General features: G+C 65.0%; 27 protein-coding genes and 1 pseudogene. 24 read left to right on the top strand and 4 right to left on the bottom strand.

Annotated features, from left to right (window positions below; translation table 11 throughout):
* From DFR43_RS12520 to DFR43_RS12460, 13 genes and pseudogenes are all read left to right on the top strand, one after another.
* A partial coding sequence (locus tag DFR43_RS12520; RefSeq protein ID WP_484421921.1) for an EF-Tu C-terminal domain-related protein occupies window positions 1-138 on the top strand: 138 nt, incomplete at its 5' end.
* Window positions 139-156: 18 nt separating this feature from the next.
* On the top strand, window positions 157-468 hold the full coding sequence (rpsJ, locus tag DFR43_RS12515; RefSeq protein WP_058615886.1) for a 30S ribosomal protein S10: 312 nt from the start codon (window positions 157-159) through the stop codon (window positions 466-468).
* 148 nt (window positions 469-616) lie between these two features.
* Window positions 617-1,288, top strand: a complete 672-nt coding sequence (gene rplC / locus DFR43_RS12510) for a 50S ribosomal protein L3 (protein ID WP_133599198.1) — start codon at window positions 617-619, stop codon at window positions 1,286-1,288.
* A complete protein-coding gene (gene rplD, locus DFR43_RS12505) occupies window positions 1,288-1,908 on the top strand; it encodes a 50S ribosomal protein L4 (RefSeq protein ID WP_133599196.1) in 621 nt (206 codons plus the stop codon). Before rplC ends, rplD begins: the two co-directional genes overlap by 1 nt.
* A complete protein-coding gene (gene rplW / locus DFR43_RS12500; RefSeq protein ID WP_133599194.1) occupies window positions 1,905-2,219 on the top strand; it encodes a 50S ribosomal protein L23 in 315 nt (104 codons plus the stop codon). Before rplD ends, rplW begins: the two co-directional genes overlap by 4 nt.
* A gap of 2 nt (window positions 2,220-2,221) precedes the next feature.
* Window positions 2,222-3,046: a 50S ribosomal protein L2 gene (rplB, locus tag DFR43_RS12495; protein ID WP_133599192.1), complete on the top strand. Its 825-nt coding sequence runs from the start codon at window positions 2,222-2,224 to the stop codon at window positions 3,044-3,046.
* Window positions 3,047-3,058: 12 nt separating this feature from the next.
* Window positions 3,059-3,334: a 30S ribosomal protein S19 gene (gene rpsS, locus DFR43_RS12490; protein WP_133599190.1), complete on the top strand. Its 276-nt coding sequence runs from the start codon at window positions 3,059-3,061 to the stop codon at window positions 3,332-3,334.
* Between the two features lie 9 nt (window positions 3,335-3,343).
* Entirely contained in the window at window positions 3,344-3,673 is a 330-nt protein-coding gene (gene rplV, locus DFR43_RS12485; RefSeq protein WP_133599188.1) for a 50S ribosomal protein L22, read from the top strand.
* A 15-nt stretch (window positions 3,674-3,688) separates the two neighbouring features.
* Window positions 3,689-4,480, top strand: a pseudogene (rpsC, locus tag DFR43_RS12480) (30S ribosomal protein S3); the annotation flags it as partial.
* Between the two features lie 21 nt (window positions 4,481-4,501).
* Window positions 4,502-4,918: a 50S ribosomal protein L16 gene (gene rplP / locus DFR43_RS12475; protein WP_133599186.1), complete on the top strand. Its 417-nt coding sequence runs from the start codon at window positions 4,502-4,504 to the stop codon at window positions 4,916-4,918.
* A 13-nt stretch (window positions 4,919-4,931) separates the two neighbouring features.
* Window positions 4,932-5,129, top strand: coding sequence for a 50S ribosomal protein L29 (gene rpmC / locus DFR43_RS12470; protein ID WP_133599184.1), 198 nt, complete (start codon window positions 4,932-4,934; stop codon window positions 5,127-5,129).
* Window positions 5,130-5,139: 10 nt separating this feature from the next.
* Complete coding sequence (gene rpsQ / locus DFR43_RS12465) at window positions 5,140-5,409, top strand: 30S ribosomal protein S17 (protein WP_133599182.1); 270 nt, start codon at window positions 5,140-5,142, stop codon at window positions 5,407-5,409.
* 122 nt (window positions 5,410-5,531) lie between these two features.
* The gene (locus tag DFR43_RS12460) at window positions 5,532-6,041 is read left to right on the top strand and encodes a peroxiredoxin (RefSeq protein ID WP_133599180.1); all 510 of its coding nucleotides are present in this window, start codon (window positions 5,532-5,534) and stop codon (window positions 6,039-6,041) included.
* A gap of 39 nt (window positions 6,042-6,080) precedes the next feature.
* Here DFR43_RS12460 and DFR43_RS12455 read toward each other — a convergent pair whose 3' ends face one another.
* Together DFR43_RS12455 and DFR43_RS12450 are read right to left on the bottom strand one after the other, a co-directional pair.
* Entirely contained in the window at window positions 6,081-6,605 is a 525-nt protein-coding gene (locus DFR43_RS12455) for a GNAT family N-acetyltransferase (protein ID WP_133599178.1), read from the bottom strand.
* 26 nt (window positions 6,606-6,631) lie between these two features.
* A complete protein-coding gene (locus DFR43_RS12450; RefSeq protein WP_133599176.1) occupies window positions 6,632-7,294 on the bottom strand; it encodes a cytochrome b/b6 domain-containing protein in 663 nt (220 codons plus the stop codon).
* Window positions 7,295-7,426: 132 nt separating this feature from the next.
* Between DFR43_RS12450 and DFR43_RS12445 the strand changes: the two genes are divergently transcribed.
* On the top strand, window positions 7,427-7,876 hold the full coding sequence (locus DFR43_RS12445; RefSeq protein ID WP_133599174.1) for a c-type cytochrome: 450 nt from the start codon (window positions 7,427-7,429) through the stop codon (window positions 7,874-7,876).
* 25 nt (window positions 7,877-7,901) lie between these two features.
* Here DFR43_RS12445 and DFR43_RS12440 read toward each other — a convergent pair whose 3' ends face one another.
* Both DFR43_RS12440 and DFR43_RS12435 read right to left on the bottom strand, forming a co-directional pair.
* Window positions 7,902-8,417: a peroxiredoxin family protein gene (locus DFR43_RS12440; RefSeq protein WP_133599172.1), complete on the bottom strand. Its 516-nt coding sequence runs from the start codon at window positions 8,415-8,417 to the stop codon at window positions 7,902-7,904.
* Window positions 8,418-8,433: 16 nt separating this feature from the next.
* Window positions 8,434-8,868: a thioredoxin fold domain-containing protein gene (locus tag DFR43_RS12435; RefSeq protein WP_133599170.1), complete on the bottom strand. Its 435-nt coding sequence runs from the start codon at window positions 8,866-8,868 to the stop codon at window positions 8,434-8,436.
* Between the two features lie 163 nt (window positions 8,869-9,031).
* Here DFR43_RS12435 and DFR43_RS12430 point away from each other — a divergent pair, with 163 nt between their 5' ends.
* From DFR43_RS12430 to DFR43_RS13665, 10 genes are all read left to right on the top strand, one after another.
* Window positions 9,032-9,574 carry a hypothetical protein gene (locus DFR43_RS12430; RefSeq protein ID WP_133599168.1) on the top strand — a complete coding sequence of 181 codons (543 nt, stop codon included), beginning with the start codon at window positions 9,032-9,034 and terminating at the stop codon, window positions 9,572-9,574.
* Between the two features lie 20 nt (window positions 9,575-9,594).
* A complete protein-coding gene (locus tag DFR43_RS12425; RefSeq protein WP_133599166.1) occupies window positions 9,595-10,878 on the top strand; it encodes an MFS transporter in 1,284 nt (427 codons plus the stop codon).
* Entirely contained in the window at window positions 10,875-11,321 is a 447-nt protein-coding gene (locus DFR43_RS12420) for a PTS sugar transporter subunit IIA (RefSeq protein WP_133599164.1), read from the top strand. Before DFR43_RS12425 ends, DFR43_RS12420 begins: the two co-directional genes overlap by 4 nt.
* A complete protein-coding gene (locus DFR43_RS12415; RefSeq protein ID WP_133599162.1) occupies window positions 11,290-11,559 on the top strand; it encodes an HPr family phosphocarrier protein in 270 nt (89 codons plus the stop codon). Before DFR43_RS12420 ends, DFR43_RS12415 begins: the two co-directional genes overlap by 32 nt.
* A complete protein-coding gene (ptsP, locus tag DFR43_RS12410; RefSeq protein ID WP_133599160.1) occupies window positions 11,556-13,307 on the top strand; it encodes a phosphoenolpyruvate--protein phosphotransferase in 1,752 nt (583 codons plus the stop codon). Before DFR43_RS12415 ends, ptsP begins: the two co-directional genes overlap by 4 nt.
* A gap of 143 nt (window positions 13,308-13,450) precedes the next feature.
* Window positions 13,451-15,610: a type I secretion system permease/ATPase gene (locus DFR43_RS12405; RefSeq protein WP_133599158.1), complete on the top strand. Its 2,160-nt coding sequence runs from the start codon at window positions 13,451-13,453 to the stop codon at window positions 15,608-15,610.
* Entirely contained in the window at window positions 15,610-17,025 is a 1,416-nt protein-coding gene (locus DFR43_RS12400) for an HlyD family type I secretion periplasmic adaptor subunit (RefSeq protein WP_133599206.1), read from the top strand. Before DFR43_RS12405 ends, DFR43_RS12400 begins: the two co-directional genes overlap by 1 nt.
* A gap of 11 nt (window positions 17,026-17,036) precedes the next feature.
* A complete protein-coding gene (locus DFR43_RS12395; RefSeq protein WP_133599156.1) occupies window positions 17,037-17,675 on the top strand; it encodes a helix-turn-helix transcriptional regulator in 639 nt (212 codons plus the stop codon).
* 12 nt (window positions 17,676-17,687) lie between these two features.
* Window positions 17,688-17,939, top strand: a complete 252-nt coding sequence (locus DFR43_RS12390) for a hypothetical protein (RefSeq protein ID WP_133599155.1) — start codon at window positions 17,688-17,690, stop codon at window positions 17,937-17,939.
* A gap of 107 nt (window positions 17,940-18,046) precedes the next feature.
* Window positions 18,047-18,669 (top strand): retention module-containing protein (locus DFR43_RS13665; RefSeq protein ID WP_164499752.1); only part of this gene is annotated, 623 nt, incomplete at its 3' end.

Raw genomic sequence — 18,669 nt, 5'->3', positions numbered from 1 at the left:
ATGGTGATGCCCGGTGACAACGTGACGATCACGGTCAAGTTGATCGCCCCGATCGCCATGGAAGAGGGGCTGCGCTTTGCCATCCGCGAAGGCGGCCGCACCGTCGGCGCCGGCGTCGTGGCCAAGATCATTGAGTAAACGCCAGGAGCACCGGACATGAACAAGCAAAAAATCCGCATCCGCCTCAAGGCGTTCGACTACAAGCTGATCGACGCCTCGGCCGCCGAGATCGTGGACACCGCCAAGCGCACCGGCGCCATCGTCAAGGGCCCCGTGCCGCTGCCGACGCGCATGAAGCGTTTCGACATCCTGCGTTCGCCGCACGTCAACAAGACCAGCCGCGACCAGTTCGAAATCCGCACCCACCAGCGTCTGATGGACATCGTCGACCCGACCGACAAGACCGTCGATGCCCTGATGAAACTCGATCTGCCGGCTGGCGTGGACGTGGAAATCAAGCTGCAGTGATGCAGGCGGGCCTCATGTGGAGCGTGAGCGCCACAGGGGGCTTGCAAAATTTCGGCCCGCGGGTTACACTCTCGGGCTTCGCGGCTTTTAGCTGCGGAGTTTTTTCATCATCAGACCCGGCCAATTGCAGTCGGGAACGGAGAAAACAATGAGTCTGAGCAACTCTCTCGGGTTGTTGGGCCGCAAGGTGGGCATGATGCGCCTGTTCACCGAAGACGGGGATGCAGTTCCTGTCACGGTGGTGGACGTGTCCAACAACCGGGTGGCACAAGTCAAAACCCAGGCCAATGATGGCTACGACGCCCTGCAAGTGGCGTATGGCAAGCGTCGCGCCTCCCGCGTGACCAAGCCCGAGGCCGGTCACCTGGCCAAAGCCGGCATCGAGGCCGGCGAAATCCTCAAAGAATTCCGCGTGAGCGCCGATGTGGCGGGCAAGTATGCCCCCGGCGCCGTGTTGCCCGTGGCCGAGCTGTTCCAGGCCGGTCAGAAGGTGGACGTGCAAGGCACCTCCATCGGTAAGGGCTTCGCCGGCACCATCAAGCGCCACAATTTCGCCTCTCAGCGTGCCTCCCACGGCAACAGCCGTTCGCACAACGTGCCGGGCTCCATCTCCATGGCGCAGGATCCGGGTCGTGTGTTCCCGGGCAAGAAAATGACCGGCCACATGGGCGCCGAGACCGTCACCACCCAGAATCTGGACGTGGTGCGCGTGGATGCCGAGCGCCAGCTGCTGCTCATCAAGGGCGCCATTCCGGGCTCCAAGGGTGGCTTCGTCACCGTGCGTCCCGCCGTCAAAGCCGCTGCGAAAGGAGCGAACTGATGCAAGTCGAACTCCTGAACGACCAGGGTCAGGCCGCTTCCACCGTGGAAGTGCCCGAGACTGTGTTCGGTCGTGACTACAACGAAGCGCTGATCCACCAGCTGGTGGTGGCCTACCAGGCCAACGCCCGCCAAGGCACCCGCGCCCAGAAAGACCGTTCTGCCGTCAAGCACAGCACCAAGAAGCCGTTCCGTCAAAAGGGCACGGGCAACGCGCGTGCCGGTATGACCTCCTCGCCGCTGTGGCGTGGAGGCGGTAAGGTGTTCCCCAACAGCCCGGACGAGAACTTCAGCCAGAAGCTCAACAAGAAGATGTACCGCGCCGGCATGGCCTCCATCTTCTCCCAGCTGGTGCGTGAAGGTCGCCTGGCCGTGGTCGATTCGATCAAGGTCGATGCGCCCAAGACCAAGCTGCTGGCCGACAAGTTCAAGGCCATGAACCTGAAGTCCGTGCTGGTCATCGCCGACGAAATCGACGAAAACCTGTACCTGGCTTCGCGCAATCTGCCCCACGTGCTGGTGGTGGAGCCGCGTTATGCCGATCCGCTGTCGCTGGTTCACTACAAGAAAGTGATCGTCACCAAGGGTGCCATCGACAAACTCAAGGAGATGTTCGCATGAGCAACACCAAGTTTGACGAAGGCCGTCTGATGCAGGTGCTGGTCGCTCCCATCGTGTCCGAAAAGGCCACCCTGGTTGCCGACAAGACCAACACCGTGCTGTTCAAAGTTCTGCAAAACGCCACCAAGCCCGAAATCAAGGCCGCCGTGGAACTGCTGTTCAACGTCAAGGTCCAGGACGTCAACGTGCTGAACCAGAAGGGCAAGACCAAGCGCTTCGGCAAGACCGTGGGTCGCCGTGACCATGTGCGCAAAGCCTACGTGACGCTGCAAGCCGGGCAGGAACTCAACTTTGGTGGGGAGGCCGTCTGATCATGGCAGTCATCAAGATGAAACCGACCTCGCCGGGCCGCCGCGGCATGGTGAAGGTCACCCGCGAAACCCTGCACAAGGGTTCCGGTTACGCCCCGCTGCTGGAGCCTCAGCACCAGAAGTCGGGCCGCAACAACAACGGTCACATCACCGTGCGCCACAAAGGCGGCGGCAACCGTCACCACTACCGCGTGATCGATTTCGTCCGCAACAAGGACAACATCCCCGCGAAGGTGGAACGCCTGGAATACGACCCGAACCGCACCGCGCACATCGCGCTGCTGTGCTACGCCGACGGCGAGCGCCGCTACATCATCGCCCCCCGCGGCGTGGAAGTGGGTGCCACGTTGCTGTCGGGCTCCGAGTCGCCGATCCGCGTGGGCAACACCCTGCCGATCCGCAACATCCCCGTGGGTTCGACCATCCACTGCATCGAGCTCAAGCCGGGCAAGGGCGCGCAAATCGCCCGTTCCGCCGGGGCATCGGCCGTGCTGCTGGCCCGCGAAGGCGTGTACGCCCAGGTGCGCATGCGCTCTGGCGAAGTGCGCAAGGTCCATGTGGACTGCCGTGCCACCATCGGTGAGGTCTCCAACACTGAGCACAGCCTGCGCCAGTTGGGCAAGGCCGGTGTGAAGCGTCACATGGGCATCCGTCCGACCGTGCGTGGCGTGGCCATGAACCCGATCGATCACCCGCATGGTGGTGGTGAGGGCCGCACCGGTACCGGTAAGCCGCCGGTGGATCCGTGGGGCAACCTGACCAAGGGCTACCGCACCCGCAACAACCGCCGCACGCAGAACATGATCGTGTCGCGCCGCAAGAAGTAAGGGGTTGACGAAATGACTCGTTCTCTCAAAAAAGGTCCCTTCGTTGACCATCACCTGCTCGCGAAGGTCGAGAAGGCTCAGGCCGGCAAGGACAAGAAGCCCATCAAGACCTGGTCGCGCCGTTCGATGATCCTGCCCGAGTTCATCGGTCTGACCATCGCCGTGCACAACGGCAAGCAGCACGTGCCCGTGTACGTGACCGACCAGATGGTCGGCCACAAGCTGGGCGAGTTCTCGCTGACCCGCACGTTCAAGGGTCACCCCGGCGACAAGAAAGCCAAGAAGTAAGGACACACCATGGAAACACGCGCAATTGTTCGCGGCGTTCGCCTGTCGGTCGACAAAGGCCGTCTGGTGGCGGACCTGATTCGCGGCAAGAAGGTGGACCAGGCCCTGAACATCCTGACGTTCACGCAGAAGAAAGCTGCGGGCATCGTCAAGAAGGCCCTGGAGTCTGCCATCGCCAACGCCGAACACAACGACGGTGCCGACATCGACGAACTGAAGGTCAAGACCATCTACGTCGAGCAGGGCACCACGCTCAAGCGTTTCACGGCCCGCGCCAAGGGCCGCGGCAACCGCATCAGCAAGCCCACCTGCCACATTTATGTGACGGTCGGCAACTGAGCCAGAAGGAAGACTATGGGACAGAAAATCCATCCTACCGGCTTCCGCCTGGCGGTGAGCCGCAACTGGGCCAGCCGCTGGTACGCCAGCAACCGCGACTTCGCCGGCATGCTGGCCGAAGACATCAAGGTGCGTGAGTACCTGAAAGAGAAGCTGAAGAACGCCGCGGTCTCCCGCGTCGTGATCGAGCGCCCCGCCAAGAATGCCCGCATCACCATCTATTCGGCCCGCCCTGGCGTGGTGATCGGCAAGAAGGGCGAGGACATCGAGAAGCTGAAGAAGGACCTGGCCGCCAAGCTCGGCGTGCCGGTGGCCGTCAACATCGAAGAGGTGCGCAAGCCCGAGGTCGATGCCAAGCTGATCGCCGACTCGATCACCCAGCAGTTGGAAAAGCGCATCATGTTCCGCCGCGCCATGAAGCGCGCGATGCAGAACGCCATGCGCCTGGGCGCTCAGGGCATCAAGATCATGTCGTCGGGGCGCTTGAACGGCATCGAAATCGCCCGCACCGAGTGGTACCGCGAGGGCCGCGTGCCGCTGCACACCCTGCGCGCCGACATCGACTACGGCACCTCCGTGGCCAACACCACCTATGGCGTCATCGGCGTCAAGGTGTGGGTCTACAAGGGTGACAACCTGGGCCGCAATGATGCGCCCTCTCTGGACAGCACGCCGCGTCCTGAAGAGGAGCGTCGCCCGCGTGGCCCGCGCCGCGATGGTCGTGGTGACAACCGCGGTGAACGCCGTGGCGGTGCCCGCCGTGGCGCCACCACCAACGCCGCCCCGGCCGACGGCAGCGACAAGCCCCAGGCCTAAGGAGAATTCAACATGTTGCAACCTGCTCGCCGTAAATACCGTAAAGAGCACAAAGGCCGCAACACGGGTGTCGCCACCAGCGGCACCACCGTGGTCTTTGGCGATTTCGGCCTGAAGTCCACGGATCGTGGCCGTCTGACGGCTCGACAGATCGAATCCGCGCGTCGTGCGATTTCCCGTCACGTCAAGCGTGGCGGCCGCATCTGGATCCGCGTGTTCCCCGACAAACCCATCACCAAAAAGCCTGCCGAAGTTCGCATGGGTAACGGCAAGGGCGGCGTGGAATACTACGTCGCCGAAATCCAGCCTGGCAAAGTGCTGTACGAGATCGTGGGTGTGCCCGAGCAACTCGCTCGCGAAGCCTTCGCTCTGGCCGCTGCTAAGCTGCCGCTGCGCACGACCTTTGTGACCCGCATGTTGGGCCAGTGATCAGGAGAAGACCATGAAAGCTGCTGAACTGCGCCAAAAAGACGTTGCCGGCCTGCAAGCCGAGGTGAAGTCCCTGCAAAAGGCTCACTTCAACCTGCGCATGCAGAAAGCCACGCAACAGCTCAACAACACCGCGTCGCTGCGTCAGACCCGCCGCGCCATCGCTCGTGCCAAGACCATCTTGGCCGAGAAGCTCGCCGCCAGCCAGTAAGGAGTGAACCATGACGGAAGCACAAACCTCCCGCAAGCGCACCCTCATTGGTAAAGTGGTGAGCGACAAGCGCGCCAAGACCGTGACCGTGCTGGTGGAGCGCCGCGTCAAGCACGCGCTCTACGACAAGATCGTGATCAAGTCGAGCAAGTACCACGCGCACGACGAAAACGGTGAATACAAGCTGGGTGACATCATCGAAATCACCGAGAGCCGCCCGCTGTCGAAGACGAAGAACTGGGTCGCCACCCGTTTGGTCCAAAAGGCCGCACTGGTGTAAAGCCCGTTTGCTGCCTGCCGGCACGATCTGAAAAAACGACCGACAATTCGGTCGTTTTTTTTCGCCCATCGGGCTTGTTCAACCGGCGGCTTACCCCAGCCGCGCCACACAGGAGAAAAGACATGATCCAAGTCGGAGACCGCCTGCCGGCCGCCACGCTGATGGAATACATCGACACCGAGACCGAAGGCTGCAGCATCGGCCCCAACCCGGTGGACGTGGGCAAGGCTGCGGCCGGCAAGACGATTGCCTTGTTTGCCTTGCCAGGCGCCTTCACGCCCACGTGCTCGGCCAAGCATGTGCCGGGTTATGTCGAACTGCACGACGCGCTCAAGGCGGCAGGGGTGGATGAAATTTGGTGCGTCAGCGTCAATGACGCCTTCGTGATGGGGGCTTGGGCGCGCGAGCAAAAAACCCACGGCAAGGTGCGCATGCTGGCCGATGGCAGCGCCGACTTCACCCGCGCGGTGGGCCTGGTGCTGGATCTGACCAGCCGCGGCATGGGCGTGCGCAGCAACCGTTATTCCATGCTGGTCAAGGACGGCGTGGTCAAGACGCTCAACGTCGAAGGCCCTGGCCAGTTCGAAGTGTCCGACGCGGCGACCTTGCTGGCTCAGGCCAAGGCGCTCTGAAAGCGCTTCTGCGGCTGCGGAATCGCCCACGCGGCCGTTTCAGAGCTGCGCTTTCAGATAATGCGCCCCGGGCAAGGGGTTGTGATAGTAAGGGGCGACCTCCTCGAAACCGGCCTGGGCATAAAGCGCCCGGGCGGTTTCCATGTCGCTGAGCGTGTCGAGCAGCATCACGTCGTAGCCGGCTTGCTTGGCGTGCATCAGGGTGTGGTCCACCAACAGCCGCCCGATGCCGAAGCCGCGGAACATCCGCCGCACGAAGAGCCGCTTCATCTCACAGGCATTGGCGTAATCGCTGCCGTGCAGCGGCCTGAATGCGCAGCAGCCGGCAGCCTCCTGGCCGATGCGGGCCAACAGCAAGCCGCCGTGCGGCGCTTGATACTCGCCGGGCAGGGTGGCCAGTTCTTCGGCAAAACCCTGAAAGCCCAGGTCGATGCCGATGTCGGCCTGGTATTCGAGGAAAAGCTGTCGCAGCGTGTCGATGTCGGGGCCCGTGGCGATCAGCTCGATATGGATGGCGGGCCGGGGGTCGTCCGGTTCGGGGCCGGCGGCGGGCGAAGTCTCCATGCCCGGACTATACGACAAAGCCCGAATCAGCCGCCCCAGGTGACGACGAGGTAGGTCAGCCCGCAGGCGATGGCGTAGAGCACTGCGGCCAGCAGCCATTGCCTCGGCCCGTCGTTGGCCGACTCGGCCGGCTCGTTCATGATCTTGTCGCCGGTGATCATGGCCGAGACCAGGGCCTGGCGGGCCAGCAGCTTGTAGGCCAGCAGGGCCAGCAGGTGCAGGGCGACCAGCCCGATCAGTATCCATTTGCCCCAGCCTTTGTGGTAGCGTGAGGCGGCTTCGATGGTGTCGTAACTGGCCAGGGCCGTCAGCGGGCCGGCGTAGAAGATTTCATCGTCGGTGAACAGGCCGGTCCCCACCTGCAGGCCCAGCACCGCCAGCATGGCAAACACCGACAACGCGCCCAACGGCGTGTGGCCGACGCGGTGCGTCACTGGGCTGCGCCCGCGCAGGTAGGCCCACAGCGACTGTGGGGCATACAGGAAGGCGGCGAACCGGGACCAGCGCCCGCCCCACAGGCCCCACAGCAGCCGAAACCACAGCAGCGAAAGCACGAAGAAGCCCAGCCGCATGTGCCACTCCATCCAGGCACCCCCCACGTTGCCCGACACCACCAAGCCAACGACGGCGGCCACCAGCAGCCAGTGAAAGAGCCGCGTGGGCCAGTCCCAGACACGAATGCGATACATGGTGAAGTCCTCCGTGAATGTGTGGCCGGGTGGGCCGATCCCCGACCATGATGGTCAACAATGATAAAAGCATAAACTGTTTGAGGCCGGCCCATCGGGGCCTTGTTCCATCACCGACTCAAGGAGTAGCCCATGAAATTGCGTTTGTCGATTGCCTGTGCCGCCGCGTTGTTGGCTGTCGCTGGAGCCGCCCAGGCCCAGTTCCAAAAGCCGGACGATGCCGTCAAATACCGCCAAGGGGCGTTGTTCGTGATGGGGCAGCATTTCAGCCGGGTGGGGGCCATGGCCACCGGCCGGGCGCCGTTCGATGCCGCCGTCGCCCAGGAAAACATGGCGGTGGTGATGGCGTTGGCCCAGTTGCCCTGGGTGGGTTTCACGCCAGACACCCAAAACGTGCGCAGCCGCGCCAAGCCCAATGTCTGGACCGAGAAAGCCAAGTTTGACGAGGCGGGGCAGAACACGCTGCGGTCCTTGACCGCGCTGAACAACACCGTCAAGGCCGGCGATCTGGACGCCATCCGCCGCGCCTTCCAGGAAACGGCGGCCTCGTGCAAGGCCTGTCACGACAACTTCCGCGACTGAGGGCGGCTTGCCGGCTGGCCGGGGCTCAGCCCTCGGCCAGGAGTTTGTCGAGCAACTGGTGCAACGCCGCGAAATTGGGTTCGCCCAAATAGCGTTTGACGATGCGGCCCCGTTTGTCCACCAGATAGGTGGTGGGGGTCAGCCGCACGTCCCCCCAGTCGCGAGCGATTTCCCCCGTGTTGTCCAGCGCCACCTTGAACGGCAACTGGCGGGTGGCGGCAAAGTTGGCCACCCAATCGGGGGGGTCGTAGCTCATGGCCACGGCGATGGTCTCGAAGCCCCGCTCGTGGAAGCGGTTGTAGGTATCGACCAAAGCCGGCATTTCCTTGACGCAGGACACGCAGGTCGTGGCCCAGAAATTGACCAAAGTGACTTTGCCGCGCAGTTCGGACGTGGTCAACGTGCTGCCGTCGAGCAGCACGAAGCGGGATTCGGGCGCCATCTGCCGGCTGGAGCAGCCAGCCAGGCTCCAGACCAGGCCGCTGGCTGCCGCGGCGGCGAGCCAGCGGCGTCGGGACAGGGGGGACAGGGAGGGTGTCATCGGAATCGTCACAGGATCAGCCGCCGCGCAGGCGGGCGCGGGCGGCATCGAGGCGTTGCTGCAGGTAGGCGCCATAAAAGTCAGCCACGCTCATGCCTTCGAGGCGCTCGGCGATTTCGCGGCCTTCGTGGTCCAGGAACAGCACGGTGGGCGCGATGCGGGCCCGCCACTCCCGGGCCTGGGCGTAGGGCGTGGTGAGCTGGCCCTGGATGTCTTGCAAGGCGGTTCGGCGGTCCAGCATGTTGAGCTGCACCGCGTACACTTCGCCTCTTTGGAACATCGGGCCCAGGTAATTGTTGCGCACCACGTCGCAGAACGCGCAGCCCTTGAGGGTGACCATCACCACCAGCGGCTCGCCCCGGGATCGGGCGGCCGCTGCGGCGGCGCGCAGCGAGCCGGGCACCGGAAGGATCTCGGGCAGACCGTCGGGATTGTTGGGGTTGGTCGTCATGGCAGGACAGGTTGATACAAGGATGGAGGCGTTCGCGGCGGCAAAGTTCACCCGCTCGACGCTCCGATTGTGCCGTGAAGCGCGGTCGCCGGGGGGCGTGCGGGCAAGGGTTGTCCAAGGCCGAACAGGCCGATCGGCCGGCCGCGCATGGAGCCGGCGCGCGTTGGCGCTGATCTGGCTGGCCGCCGGGGCCATGTCGGCTTGCACGCCCGCATTCAACTGGCGCCAGGTGACCCACGACGGGGTGGCCGCCACCCTGCTGATGCCGTGCAAGCCCGAGCGGGCCGAGCGTGAGGTGCGTCTGCAGGGTGAGCAGGGGCCGGCTTCCGGCTTGAAGCTGATGAGTTGCCGCACCGGTGGGCTGACCTGGGCCTGGGCGGCGCTGCCCTTGCCGGCCGAGATGGCGCCGGCCTCTGCCGCCGAGGCCTGGATGCGGGCGAGCTGGGCGAGTCTGCGCCAGCCATTGCCGGCCGAGTCGTCAGCGCCCGTGGGGTGGGTCGTCCAGGTGCCGCAGCGGCCCGCCGCCCCCTGGGCGCAGCGCTGGCACGGCCCGGGGCTGGACCATCGGCAGCAGCCTTTGCAGGCGCACGTGTTGGTGGTCGTGGCCAACGGCTGGCTGCACCAGGCCGCGGTGTATGCCGAGCCGCCCGCGCCCAGTGACCCCTTGGTGATTGACACCTTCTTCGAAAGCCTCACACTGCGCTGAACGCCGATACAGGAGCCGTATTGACCTCTGCCACTTGCACCGCCACTGACGCCCATGCCGCCGAGGGCCTGCTCGATCGGCGCAGGGCCATCTGGGTGTTTCTGGCCTTTGCCGCCGCGTACTTCCTGTCGGCCTTGCTGCGGGCGATCACGGCGACGCTGGCCCCGACCCTGAGCGAGGAGCTGGCATTGCAGGCGCGTGATCTGGGGTTGCTGGCTGGCGGGTATTTTCTGGGCTTTGCCGCGACGCAGCTCCCTTTGGGACGTTGGCTCGATCGGCATGGCCCGAAAAAGGTGATTCTGGTCTTCCTCTCGGTGGCGGTGTTGGGCTGTGCGGCCTTTGCCTGGGCCGCCTCGTTCAATGGCCTGTTGGCGGCGCGCGTGCTCATTGGCGCCGGGGTGAGCGCTTGCCTCATGGCGCCGCTGACTGGCTATCGGCGCTGGTTGTCGCCGGCCATGCAATTGCGTGCCAATTCCTGGATGCTGATGACCGGCTCGCTCGGCATGGTGGCGGCGACCTTGCCGGTGCAGTGGCTCATGCCGCACGTCGGCTGGCGCGGGTTGTTCTGGCTGCTGGCGCTGGGCATCGTGCTGTGCATGCTGTGGCTGGCTTGGATGGTGCCGGCTTGGCCGTCGCGCCGCAGTGCATCGTCGGCTTCGCAGGCATCCGACGCCGGCGAGGCACCGTCCGGCTATGCCGCCGTTTGGCGCCACCCGTATTTCCGCAAGATGACGCTGATCGGTTTCTTCAACTACGGTGGGATGGTGGCCATCCAGACCCTGTGGGCCGGCCCTTGGCTGGTGCGGGTGACGGGGCAGACGCCGGTGGAGGCGGCCACCGGGCTGTTCTGGATCAATCTGTCGATGCTCTGCACCTTCTGGACCTGGGGCATGGTGACGCCCACCCTGGCGCAGCGCGGCGTGCCGGTGGACCGCCTGATCGCGTGGGGCCTGCCGCTGAGCATGGCGATGTTGGCGTTCAACATTCTCCAGGGGGAGGCCACCGCCTGGGTGCACTGGGCCCTGTTTTGCATGCTGTCGACGTGCGCCTCGCTGTCGCAGCCGGCGGTGGCCATGGCGTTCCCCTCATCCATGGCCGGGCGGGCGTTATCGGCTTACAACTTAGTGATATTCGCCGGGATTTTCGTGGTGCAGTGGGGCATTGGCCTGCTGGTGGATGGCTTCGAGGCCTTGGGCTGGAGCGAGCTCCAGGCGTTTCGCGGGGCGATGGCGGTGTTTTTGGGTGTCTGCGTGTTGTCTTATGCGGTTTTCCTGGCGGTGAAGGCCCATAATCGCGGCTCATGAATGGCATCCTCGTCATTGCCCATGCGCCCCTGGCCTCTGCGCTGCGCCAGTGCGTGCTGCATGTCTTTCCCGATGCCGATGCCGCGCTGCAGGCGCTCGATGTGCCTCCTAATCAGCCGCCCGACGAAACCCTGGCCCAGGCCCGCATGCTGCTGGACCTGCAAGGCGCGGCGCACACCCTCATCCTGACCGACGTCTTTGGCGCCACGCCGTGCAACGTGGCCACCCGGCTGGTCGATGGCGTGCGCACCCGTTTGTTGACGGGCGTCAACCTGCCCATGTTGCTGCGCGCCGTATCCTATCGGCACGAATCGCTGGATGCGCTGGTCTCCCGCGCCATGCTCGGCGGCACCCAGGGCGTCATGCCCGTCTCGGTGACGGCGCAGCAGAACCAGATCCGTCGTTCCACCCATGATCAAAACCACCGCGACCATCAGCAATAAGCTGGGCCTGCATGCCCGCGCCTCCGCCAAGCTCACCAAGCTGGCCAGCAGCTTCGCCTGCGACGTCTGGATGAGCCGCAACGGCCGGCGCATCAACGCGAAAAGCATCATGGGGGTGATGATGCTGGCCGCCGGCCTGGGGGCCGAGGTGGAACTGGAGACCGATGGCCCCGACGAACGGCAGGCCATGGACGCGCTGCTGGCGCTGATCAATGACAAGTTCGGAGAAGGGGAATGACCTTCAGCGTGCATGGGCAGGCGGTCTCGCGCGGGATCGCGATTGGCCGCGCCGTGCTGGTGGCATCGAGCCGGCTGGACGTGGCCCACTATTTCATCACCGAAGACCAGGTGCCGGCCGAGTTGCAGCGCCTGCGCCAGGCGCGCGACGCCGTGGTGGCCGAAATCGAGCACGTGCAGCGCGGCCTGCAAGAGACGGCCTCAATGGAGGCGCACCCCGAACTCACCGCCTTGCTCGACGTGCACCTGATGCTGCTGCAGGACGAGCAACTCCAGGGTGGCGTCAAGCACTGGGTGCAGGACCGGCACTACAACGCGGAGTGGGCGCTCACATCCCAGTTGGAGCACATTGCCAAGCAGTTCGATGAGATGGAGGACCCCTATCTCCGCGAGCGCAAGGCCGATCTGGAACAGGTGGTCGAGCGCATGTTGCGCTATTTGCGGGGGGCGGCATCGCCGGTGGCGGCTCCAGCCCCATCGGCCAGCGCCCACGGCCCGGGCAGCGCCGACGAGGCCCCGCTGGTGCTGGTGGCGCACGACCTGTCGCCGGCCGACATGCTGCAGTTCAAGCAAAGCGTCTTTGCCGGGTTCGTTACCGACGTGGGCGGCAAAACCAGCCACACCGCCATCGTGGCACGCAGCATGGACATCCCGGCCGTGGTGGGGGCGCGCAACGCCAGCCACCTGGTGCAGCAGGACGATTGGGTCATCATCGACGGGGATGCCGGCGTCGTCATCGTCAACCCCCCACCCATGGTGTTGGCCGAGTACGGCTTCAAGCAGCGCCAGGGCGAGGTGGAGCGCGAGCGCCTGTCGCGCATCAAAAACACCCCGGCCGTGACGCTGGACGGTGAGCGCGTCGAGCTGCTGGCCAACATCGAGCAACCGGCCGATACCGTCCCGGCGCTGTCCGTCAGCGCCGTGGGGGTGGGGCTGTTTCGCACCGAATTCCTGTTCATGGGGCGGGGCGCTCGCCTGCCTGACGAGGAAGAACAGTATGAAGCCTACCGGGCGGCGGTGGAGGGCATGCACGGCTTGCCCGTGACCATCCGCACGGTGGACGTGGGCGCCGACAAGCCGCTGGACCGCAGCACCCGTGACGACCATCTCAACCCCGCCCTGGGCCTGCGCGCGATCCGCTGGAGCCTGGCCGAGCCGGCCATGTTCCAGACCCAGTTGCGTGCCATTTTGCGGGCGGCCGCGCACGGCAAGGTCAATCTGCTCATTCCCATGCTGGCCCACGCCAGCGAGATCCAGCAGGTCAAGGCCCTGCTGGCCAAAGCCCGCGAGCAACTCGATGCGCGCGGCGCCGTCTATGGCCCCGTGCGGCTGGGCGCGATGATCGAAGTGCCTGCGGCCGCCCTGGCGGTGCGGATGTTCCTCAAGCATTTCGACTTCCTGTCCATCGGCACCAACGACCTGATCCAGTACACCCTGGCCATCGACCGGGTGGACGAGACCGTGGCCCATCTCTACGACCCGCTGCATCCAGCGGTGCTGCAACTCGTGGCGCAGACGATTGCCGAATGCCGGGCGCAGGGCAAGCCGGTGAGCGTGTGCGGCGAAATGGCCGGCGATGTGACCATGACCCGGCTGCTGCTGGGGCTGGGCTTGCGCAGCTTTTCCATGCACCCGACGCAGATCCTTGCTGTCAAGCAGCAAATTTTGCGTGCCGACACGCGCAAGTTGCGCGCCTGGGCCCAGGCCGTGGTCGCCAGCGACGACCCGGCAGCGCTCATGAATGATTGATTTTTGTCAAATTTTGGGGCGGTCCAGGGCGGGGAGAGCGTTCGGCCACCCGGATTCATGTATTAGACTCATCATTTGTACGGCGGCGGTTGCGTCCAGGGGGAGGGCCGCGCGTGCCCCTTTGCCACTCACTGGAGTCATGCATGGTTTCGGACACAGCGCCGCTGAGCGCTCAGGAGGCGGCGGCCGATCGCGATGAATTGCTCGGCTGCCTCATCGTGCTGGCCCGCCTGCATGGAGAGACGATCACCCGAGACGGCGCCCTGGCCGGCCTGCCGACCGAAGACGGCCGGCTGACACCTTCGTTGTTCGAGCGCGCCGCACACCGCGCGGGGATGAGCAGCAGGATCGTGCGCCAGCCGATCGGTAAGCTGCGCGCCGAACTGCTGCCGGCTGTTTTGCTGCTTGACGGCGAGGGCGCTTGTGTGTTGGTCAGCCGCAGCGACGATGGACGCAGCGCCCGCGTGGTTTTCCCCGAACTGGGTGATGCCCCTGTGGATGTGCCCTTGACCCAGATCGAGGCGCGCTATACCGGTTATGCCATCTATGCCCGCCCGCGTCTGCGCTTCGATGCGCGCAGCCCCGTGGTCAAGGCGACCCGTCAGGGGCACTGGTTCTGGAGCGTCATCGGCGAGAACCGGCGCCTGTATCGCGACGTGCTACTGGCCGCGTTCCTCACCAACCTGTTTGCCGTGGCCATGCCGCTGTTCATCATGAACGTGTATGACCGGGTGGTGCCCAATCAGGCCCTGGAGACGCTGTGGGTGCTGGCGGCTGGGGTGGCGATCATCCTGGTGGGCGATCTGGTGCTCAAGACCGTGCGTGGGCGTTTCGTGGACCTGGCCAGCAGTCGGGCCGACGTGAAGCTGTCGGCGTATATCATGGAGCGTGTGCTGGGCATGCGCATGGAGCAGCGCCCGGCCTCGGCGGGATCGTTTGCCGCCAACCTGAGGGCGTTCGAGTCGGTGCGCGACTTCATCGGCTCGGCCACCGTGATTGCCTTCATCGATCTGCCGTTTGCCCTCATCTTTTTTGCCGTGATCGGCTGGATTGCCTGGCCCATGCTGATCCCGTTGACCGTGGGCACGGTGTTGCTGCTGCTCTATGCACTGGCGGTACAGGGGCGTATGCACGAGCTGGCGGAAACCACCTACCGCGCCGGCGCCCAACGCAACGCCACCCTGGTCGAGGGGCTGGTGGGATTCGAAACCGTCAAGGCCCTGGGCGCCGAGGCGCCGATCCAGCGCAAATGGGAGAAAAGCGCTGCGCTGCTGGCCCGGGTCGGGGCGCAATTGCGTCTGCTGTCGAGCAGCGCCACCAACTCCACCGCCTTCGTGCAGCAGGCCATCACCGTGGTCATCGTGATTCTGGGTGTGTACCTGATCGGCGAGCGCGAATTGTCGATGGGGGGGCTGATTGCATGCACGATGTTGGCGTCCCGGGCCATGATGCCGGTGGGTCAGGTGGCCGGCCTGCTGGTCCAGTACCACACCGCCGCCACGGCGCTGACATCTCTCAACGAAATGATGAAGCGCGAGGTCGAGCGGCCGCAGGATGCCCAGTTCATTGCCCGTGGCAGCATCAAGGGCGCGATCGAATTCCGCGATGTCACCTTTGCCTACCCCGGGCAATCCACGCCATCCTTGCGCAATGTCAGCTTCCGCATCCGGCCCGGGGAGAAGGTCGCCATCCTGGGGCGCATCGGTTCGGGCAAGACGACGCTGGAAAAGCTCATCCTCGGCTTGTACCGCCCCACCGGCGGGGCGGTGCTCATCGACGGCATCGACCAGCGCCAGCTCGACCCGGCAGAGCTGCGGCGCCACATCGGCTACGTACAGCAGGACGTGATGCTGTTTTATGGCACCCTGCGCGAGAACATCACGCTCGGTGCCCCGCTGGCCGATGACGAGGATGTCGTCAAGGCCGCCACCATCGGCGGTATTCTGGATCTCGTGAACCAGCATCCGCAGGGTTTCGACATGCTGGTGGGCGAGCGTGGCGAGTCGCTCTCGGGCGGTCAGCGTCAAGGAGTGGCCATCGCGCGCGCCGTCATCAACGACCCGTCTATCCTGCTGCTTGACGAGCCCACCGCCTCCATGGACCATTCCAGTGAGGAAGACGTCAAAAAGCGTCTGCGCGATTTCATGCCCGGCAAGACGGTGATCCTGATCAGCCATCGCACGTCTTTGCTGGAGCTCGTGGACCGCATTATCGTGATGGATGCCGGGCGCATCGTGGCTGACGGGCCCAAGGAGCAGGTGGTTCAGGCGTTGCGGCAAGGCCGCATCGGAAAGGCGGCATGATGGCCGAGCTCAACGAGAAATTCTTCGAGCGCATCGGGCAGGCCACGCAGGCCGGTGCCCGCCTCAGCGATCCGATTTTCGGACGCCTGACACGCCGTCTGACTTCTGGTCGGCCGGATGAATCGATCGATTGGGCGGCCGATGCCGATTGGGCTCAGTTGCAGCAGGAGCCGTTGCGGGCCCGCTGGTTGCTGCGGATCGCGGCGCTGGTGGTGGTGCTGCTGATCGCCTGGGCGGCGGTGGCCGAGATCGACGAGGTCACGCGGGGGGAGGCGCGTGTCGTGCCGAGCAGTCAGGTGCAGATCATCCAGAGCGTCGATGGGGGGGTGGTGGAAGAAATCATGGCGCGTGAAGGCCAGGTGGTGGAACCCGGGCAGTTGCTGTTGCGCGTGGACACGACCCGCTTTGCCTCCAATCTGGGGGAGAGTCGCGCCAATCAGTTGGCCTTGCGCGTGAAAGCCGAACGGCTGCAGGCCCTGATCCAGAATCGTCCCTTCAACCCCGCCTCCGAATGGCAGCGGGAGGTGCCAGACATCGTCGCGCAGGAGCGCAGTCTCTACGATTCGCGGCGCGCCGAGCTCAGCGCCCAACTGTCGATTGCGCAAAGCCAGCTCAGCCAGCGGCAGCAGGAGCTCAACGAAGTCATGGCCCGGCGCGAGCAGGCCGAGCGCGGCCTGCAACTGACCCAGCGCGAACTCCAGGCCACACGCCCCATGGTGGCCACGGGAGCGGTTTCCGAGGTCGAAGTGCTGCGTCTGGAGCGTGAAGTCGCCCGGCTGCGGGGGGATCTGGAACAGGCCACGGCCCAGATTTCCCGGGTGCGTGCCGCGATTGCCGAAGCCCAGCGCCGCATCGAGGAGGTGCAACTCGCCTCCCGCAACCAGATGGGGGCTGAACTCACCGAAACCCTGGGCCGGCTTCAGGCTCTGGCCGAAGGCGGCCGGGCACTCGAAGACAAGGTCGTCAAGGCCGAGATCCGTTCGCCAGTGCGAGGCACGGTCAAACGTCTGCACATCAACACCCTCGGTGGCGTGGTGCAGCCTGGGCGCGAGGTGGTCGAGATCGTCCCGCTGGATGATGCCCTCATCCTGGAAGCGCAAATCACCCCCAAAGACATAGCCTTCCTGCGCCCGGGGTTGGAGGCCATGGTCAAGTTCACCGCCTACGACTTTGCCATTTACGGCGGGCTCAAGGCCGATGTCGAAAGCATCAGCGCCGATTCGGTGGTGGACGACCGTGGCAACGCCTTCTACATCGTGCGCCTGCGGACCCGTGAGGCCAGCCTCGGCGATGGCCTGCCCATCATTCCCGGGATGGTGGCGCAGGTGGACATTCTCACCGGCAAAAAAACGGTGCTCGACTACCTGCTCAAGCCGGTGTTGCGTGCCAAGGCCAATGCGCTTTCAGAGCGTTGATTTCGTCGATCATGAGCACTCAGCACTTTCTCATCGAACGGGGCGCTCCCCTGACTGGGGCCGCCCCCGGTTTGCCGCCCGAGCGTTGGATACAAGCCTTTCCTGAAGGGCGCTGGAGCGCGTGGAGCGGCTTGCTCGCCGCGCTCGCCCCAGACGACGGGGTCTGGGTGTCTGTTGAGCGGCCCGACTGGGAGCAGCGGGTGGGCGATGTGTTGCAACGCCAGCCCGGTGCCCGGGTGATCGTCGTCAGTGCCGTGCCGCAAGAAGCAGAAGGTTTGCGCGCGTTGCAGGCGGGCGCCCGGGGCTATTGCCACCAAGTGGCTTTGCCTCAAGTGCTGCGCGATGTCGAGCAGACGGTGCGTTTGGGCGGATTGTGGGTGGGGGCCGAGCTGGTACAACGGCTCATGAGCGCTTCACGCAGCGCCCTGGAGCGGTCGGCCGCCACGTCCCGCGAACCCGATCTGTCCCGCCTGTCGGATCGCGAGGCCCAGGTCGCTCGGCTGGTGGCCGAGGGCAAAAGCAACAAAGAAGTCGCCAACCGGCTCTTCATCTCCGAACGCACCGTCAAAGCCCACCTGGGGGCGGTGTTCGACAAACTCGGCGTGCGTGACCGCTTGCAGCTCGTGCTGCGCCTGTCTGGGCAGGGGTGAAGGAGCCTGGTCATGAGTGCCCCCATCCCACGCCCCCCCAAACCCTCGCCTCCCACCGAGGAATACCAAGCCCTGGCCGATTCCGATGCCGGCTTGGCGCGCATCACCGAGGATCTCATCGAGATCCTCATCAGCCGCGGCGTCATCCAGTTCACCGATTTTCCGCCGGCTGCGCAGGCCAAACTGCTACAGCGCCGCCACACCCGCGACACCCTCAGCCGGCGCCTCCAGTTGCTCGACGAAGACGACACGGGCCTGATCTGAGTCCTGAGGCGGGGCTGGATTCGCAAAACTGTACTTCCGTCCAATAGGCGCTGCGCCCGCGTGGGCGTATCGTGTAGCCATCCCATTCCACACTGGAGGAGTCGATCATGGCCCAAGCCACCGTCCTGTCCATCACTGGCAACGCCGTCGTCGTCGCGGCCGATGGCACCACCCGTCCCTTGAAAGTCGGCGACATCATCCGCCCCGGCGAGACCATTCGCACCGCTGCCGGCGCCCGCGTCGAGCTCATGATGGAGGACGGGCAGGTCGTCGCCATGGGGCCACAGCAGGCCCTGCGCGTGGATGAGGCCATGGCCCAGACCGATGCCACCCCCACCGCCGCCGATGCAGGCGTGCAGCCAGGTTCGATCGACCAGATTCTGCAGGTCCTCGAACAGGGTGGCGACCTCACCGAAGAACTCGAAGCCGCAGCGGCCGGCGCCGGTGGCGGTGCTGGCGGGGACGGCAGCGACTTCGTGCGGCTGTTGCGCGTTGTCGAAGGCGTGGACCCCTTGGCCTATGAATACGGCCCAAACGCCCTGGGTTCGATTGAGGAGCCGCTGTTGAGTGCGGCACAGCCCATCAATACCCCGCCCGAACCCGAGCCACAGATCGTCTATACATTCAAGCTGTTTGCGGTGGTGCAAGGCGAAGGTGGGCCGCAGTACGTGTCGGCCAAGACGCTGGGCGAGCCTGGTGACAACACGGGCTTCCCGTCGACGGGCCAATA

This window comes from Tepidicella xavieri (assembly GCF_004363315.1).
GTDB classification, from domain to species: Bacteria; Pseudomonadota; Gammaproteobacteria; order Burkholderiales; family Burkholderiaceae_C; genus Tepidicella; species Tepidicella xavieri.
This window is presented reverse-complemented; position numbering and strand designations above follow the sequence as displayed.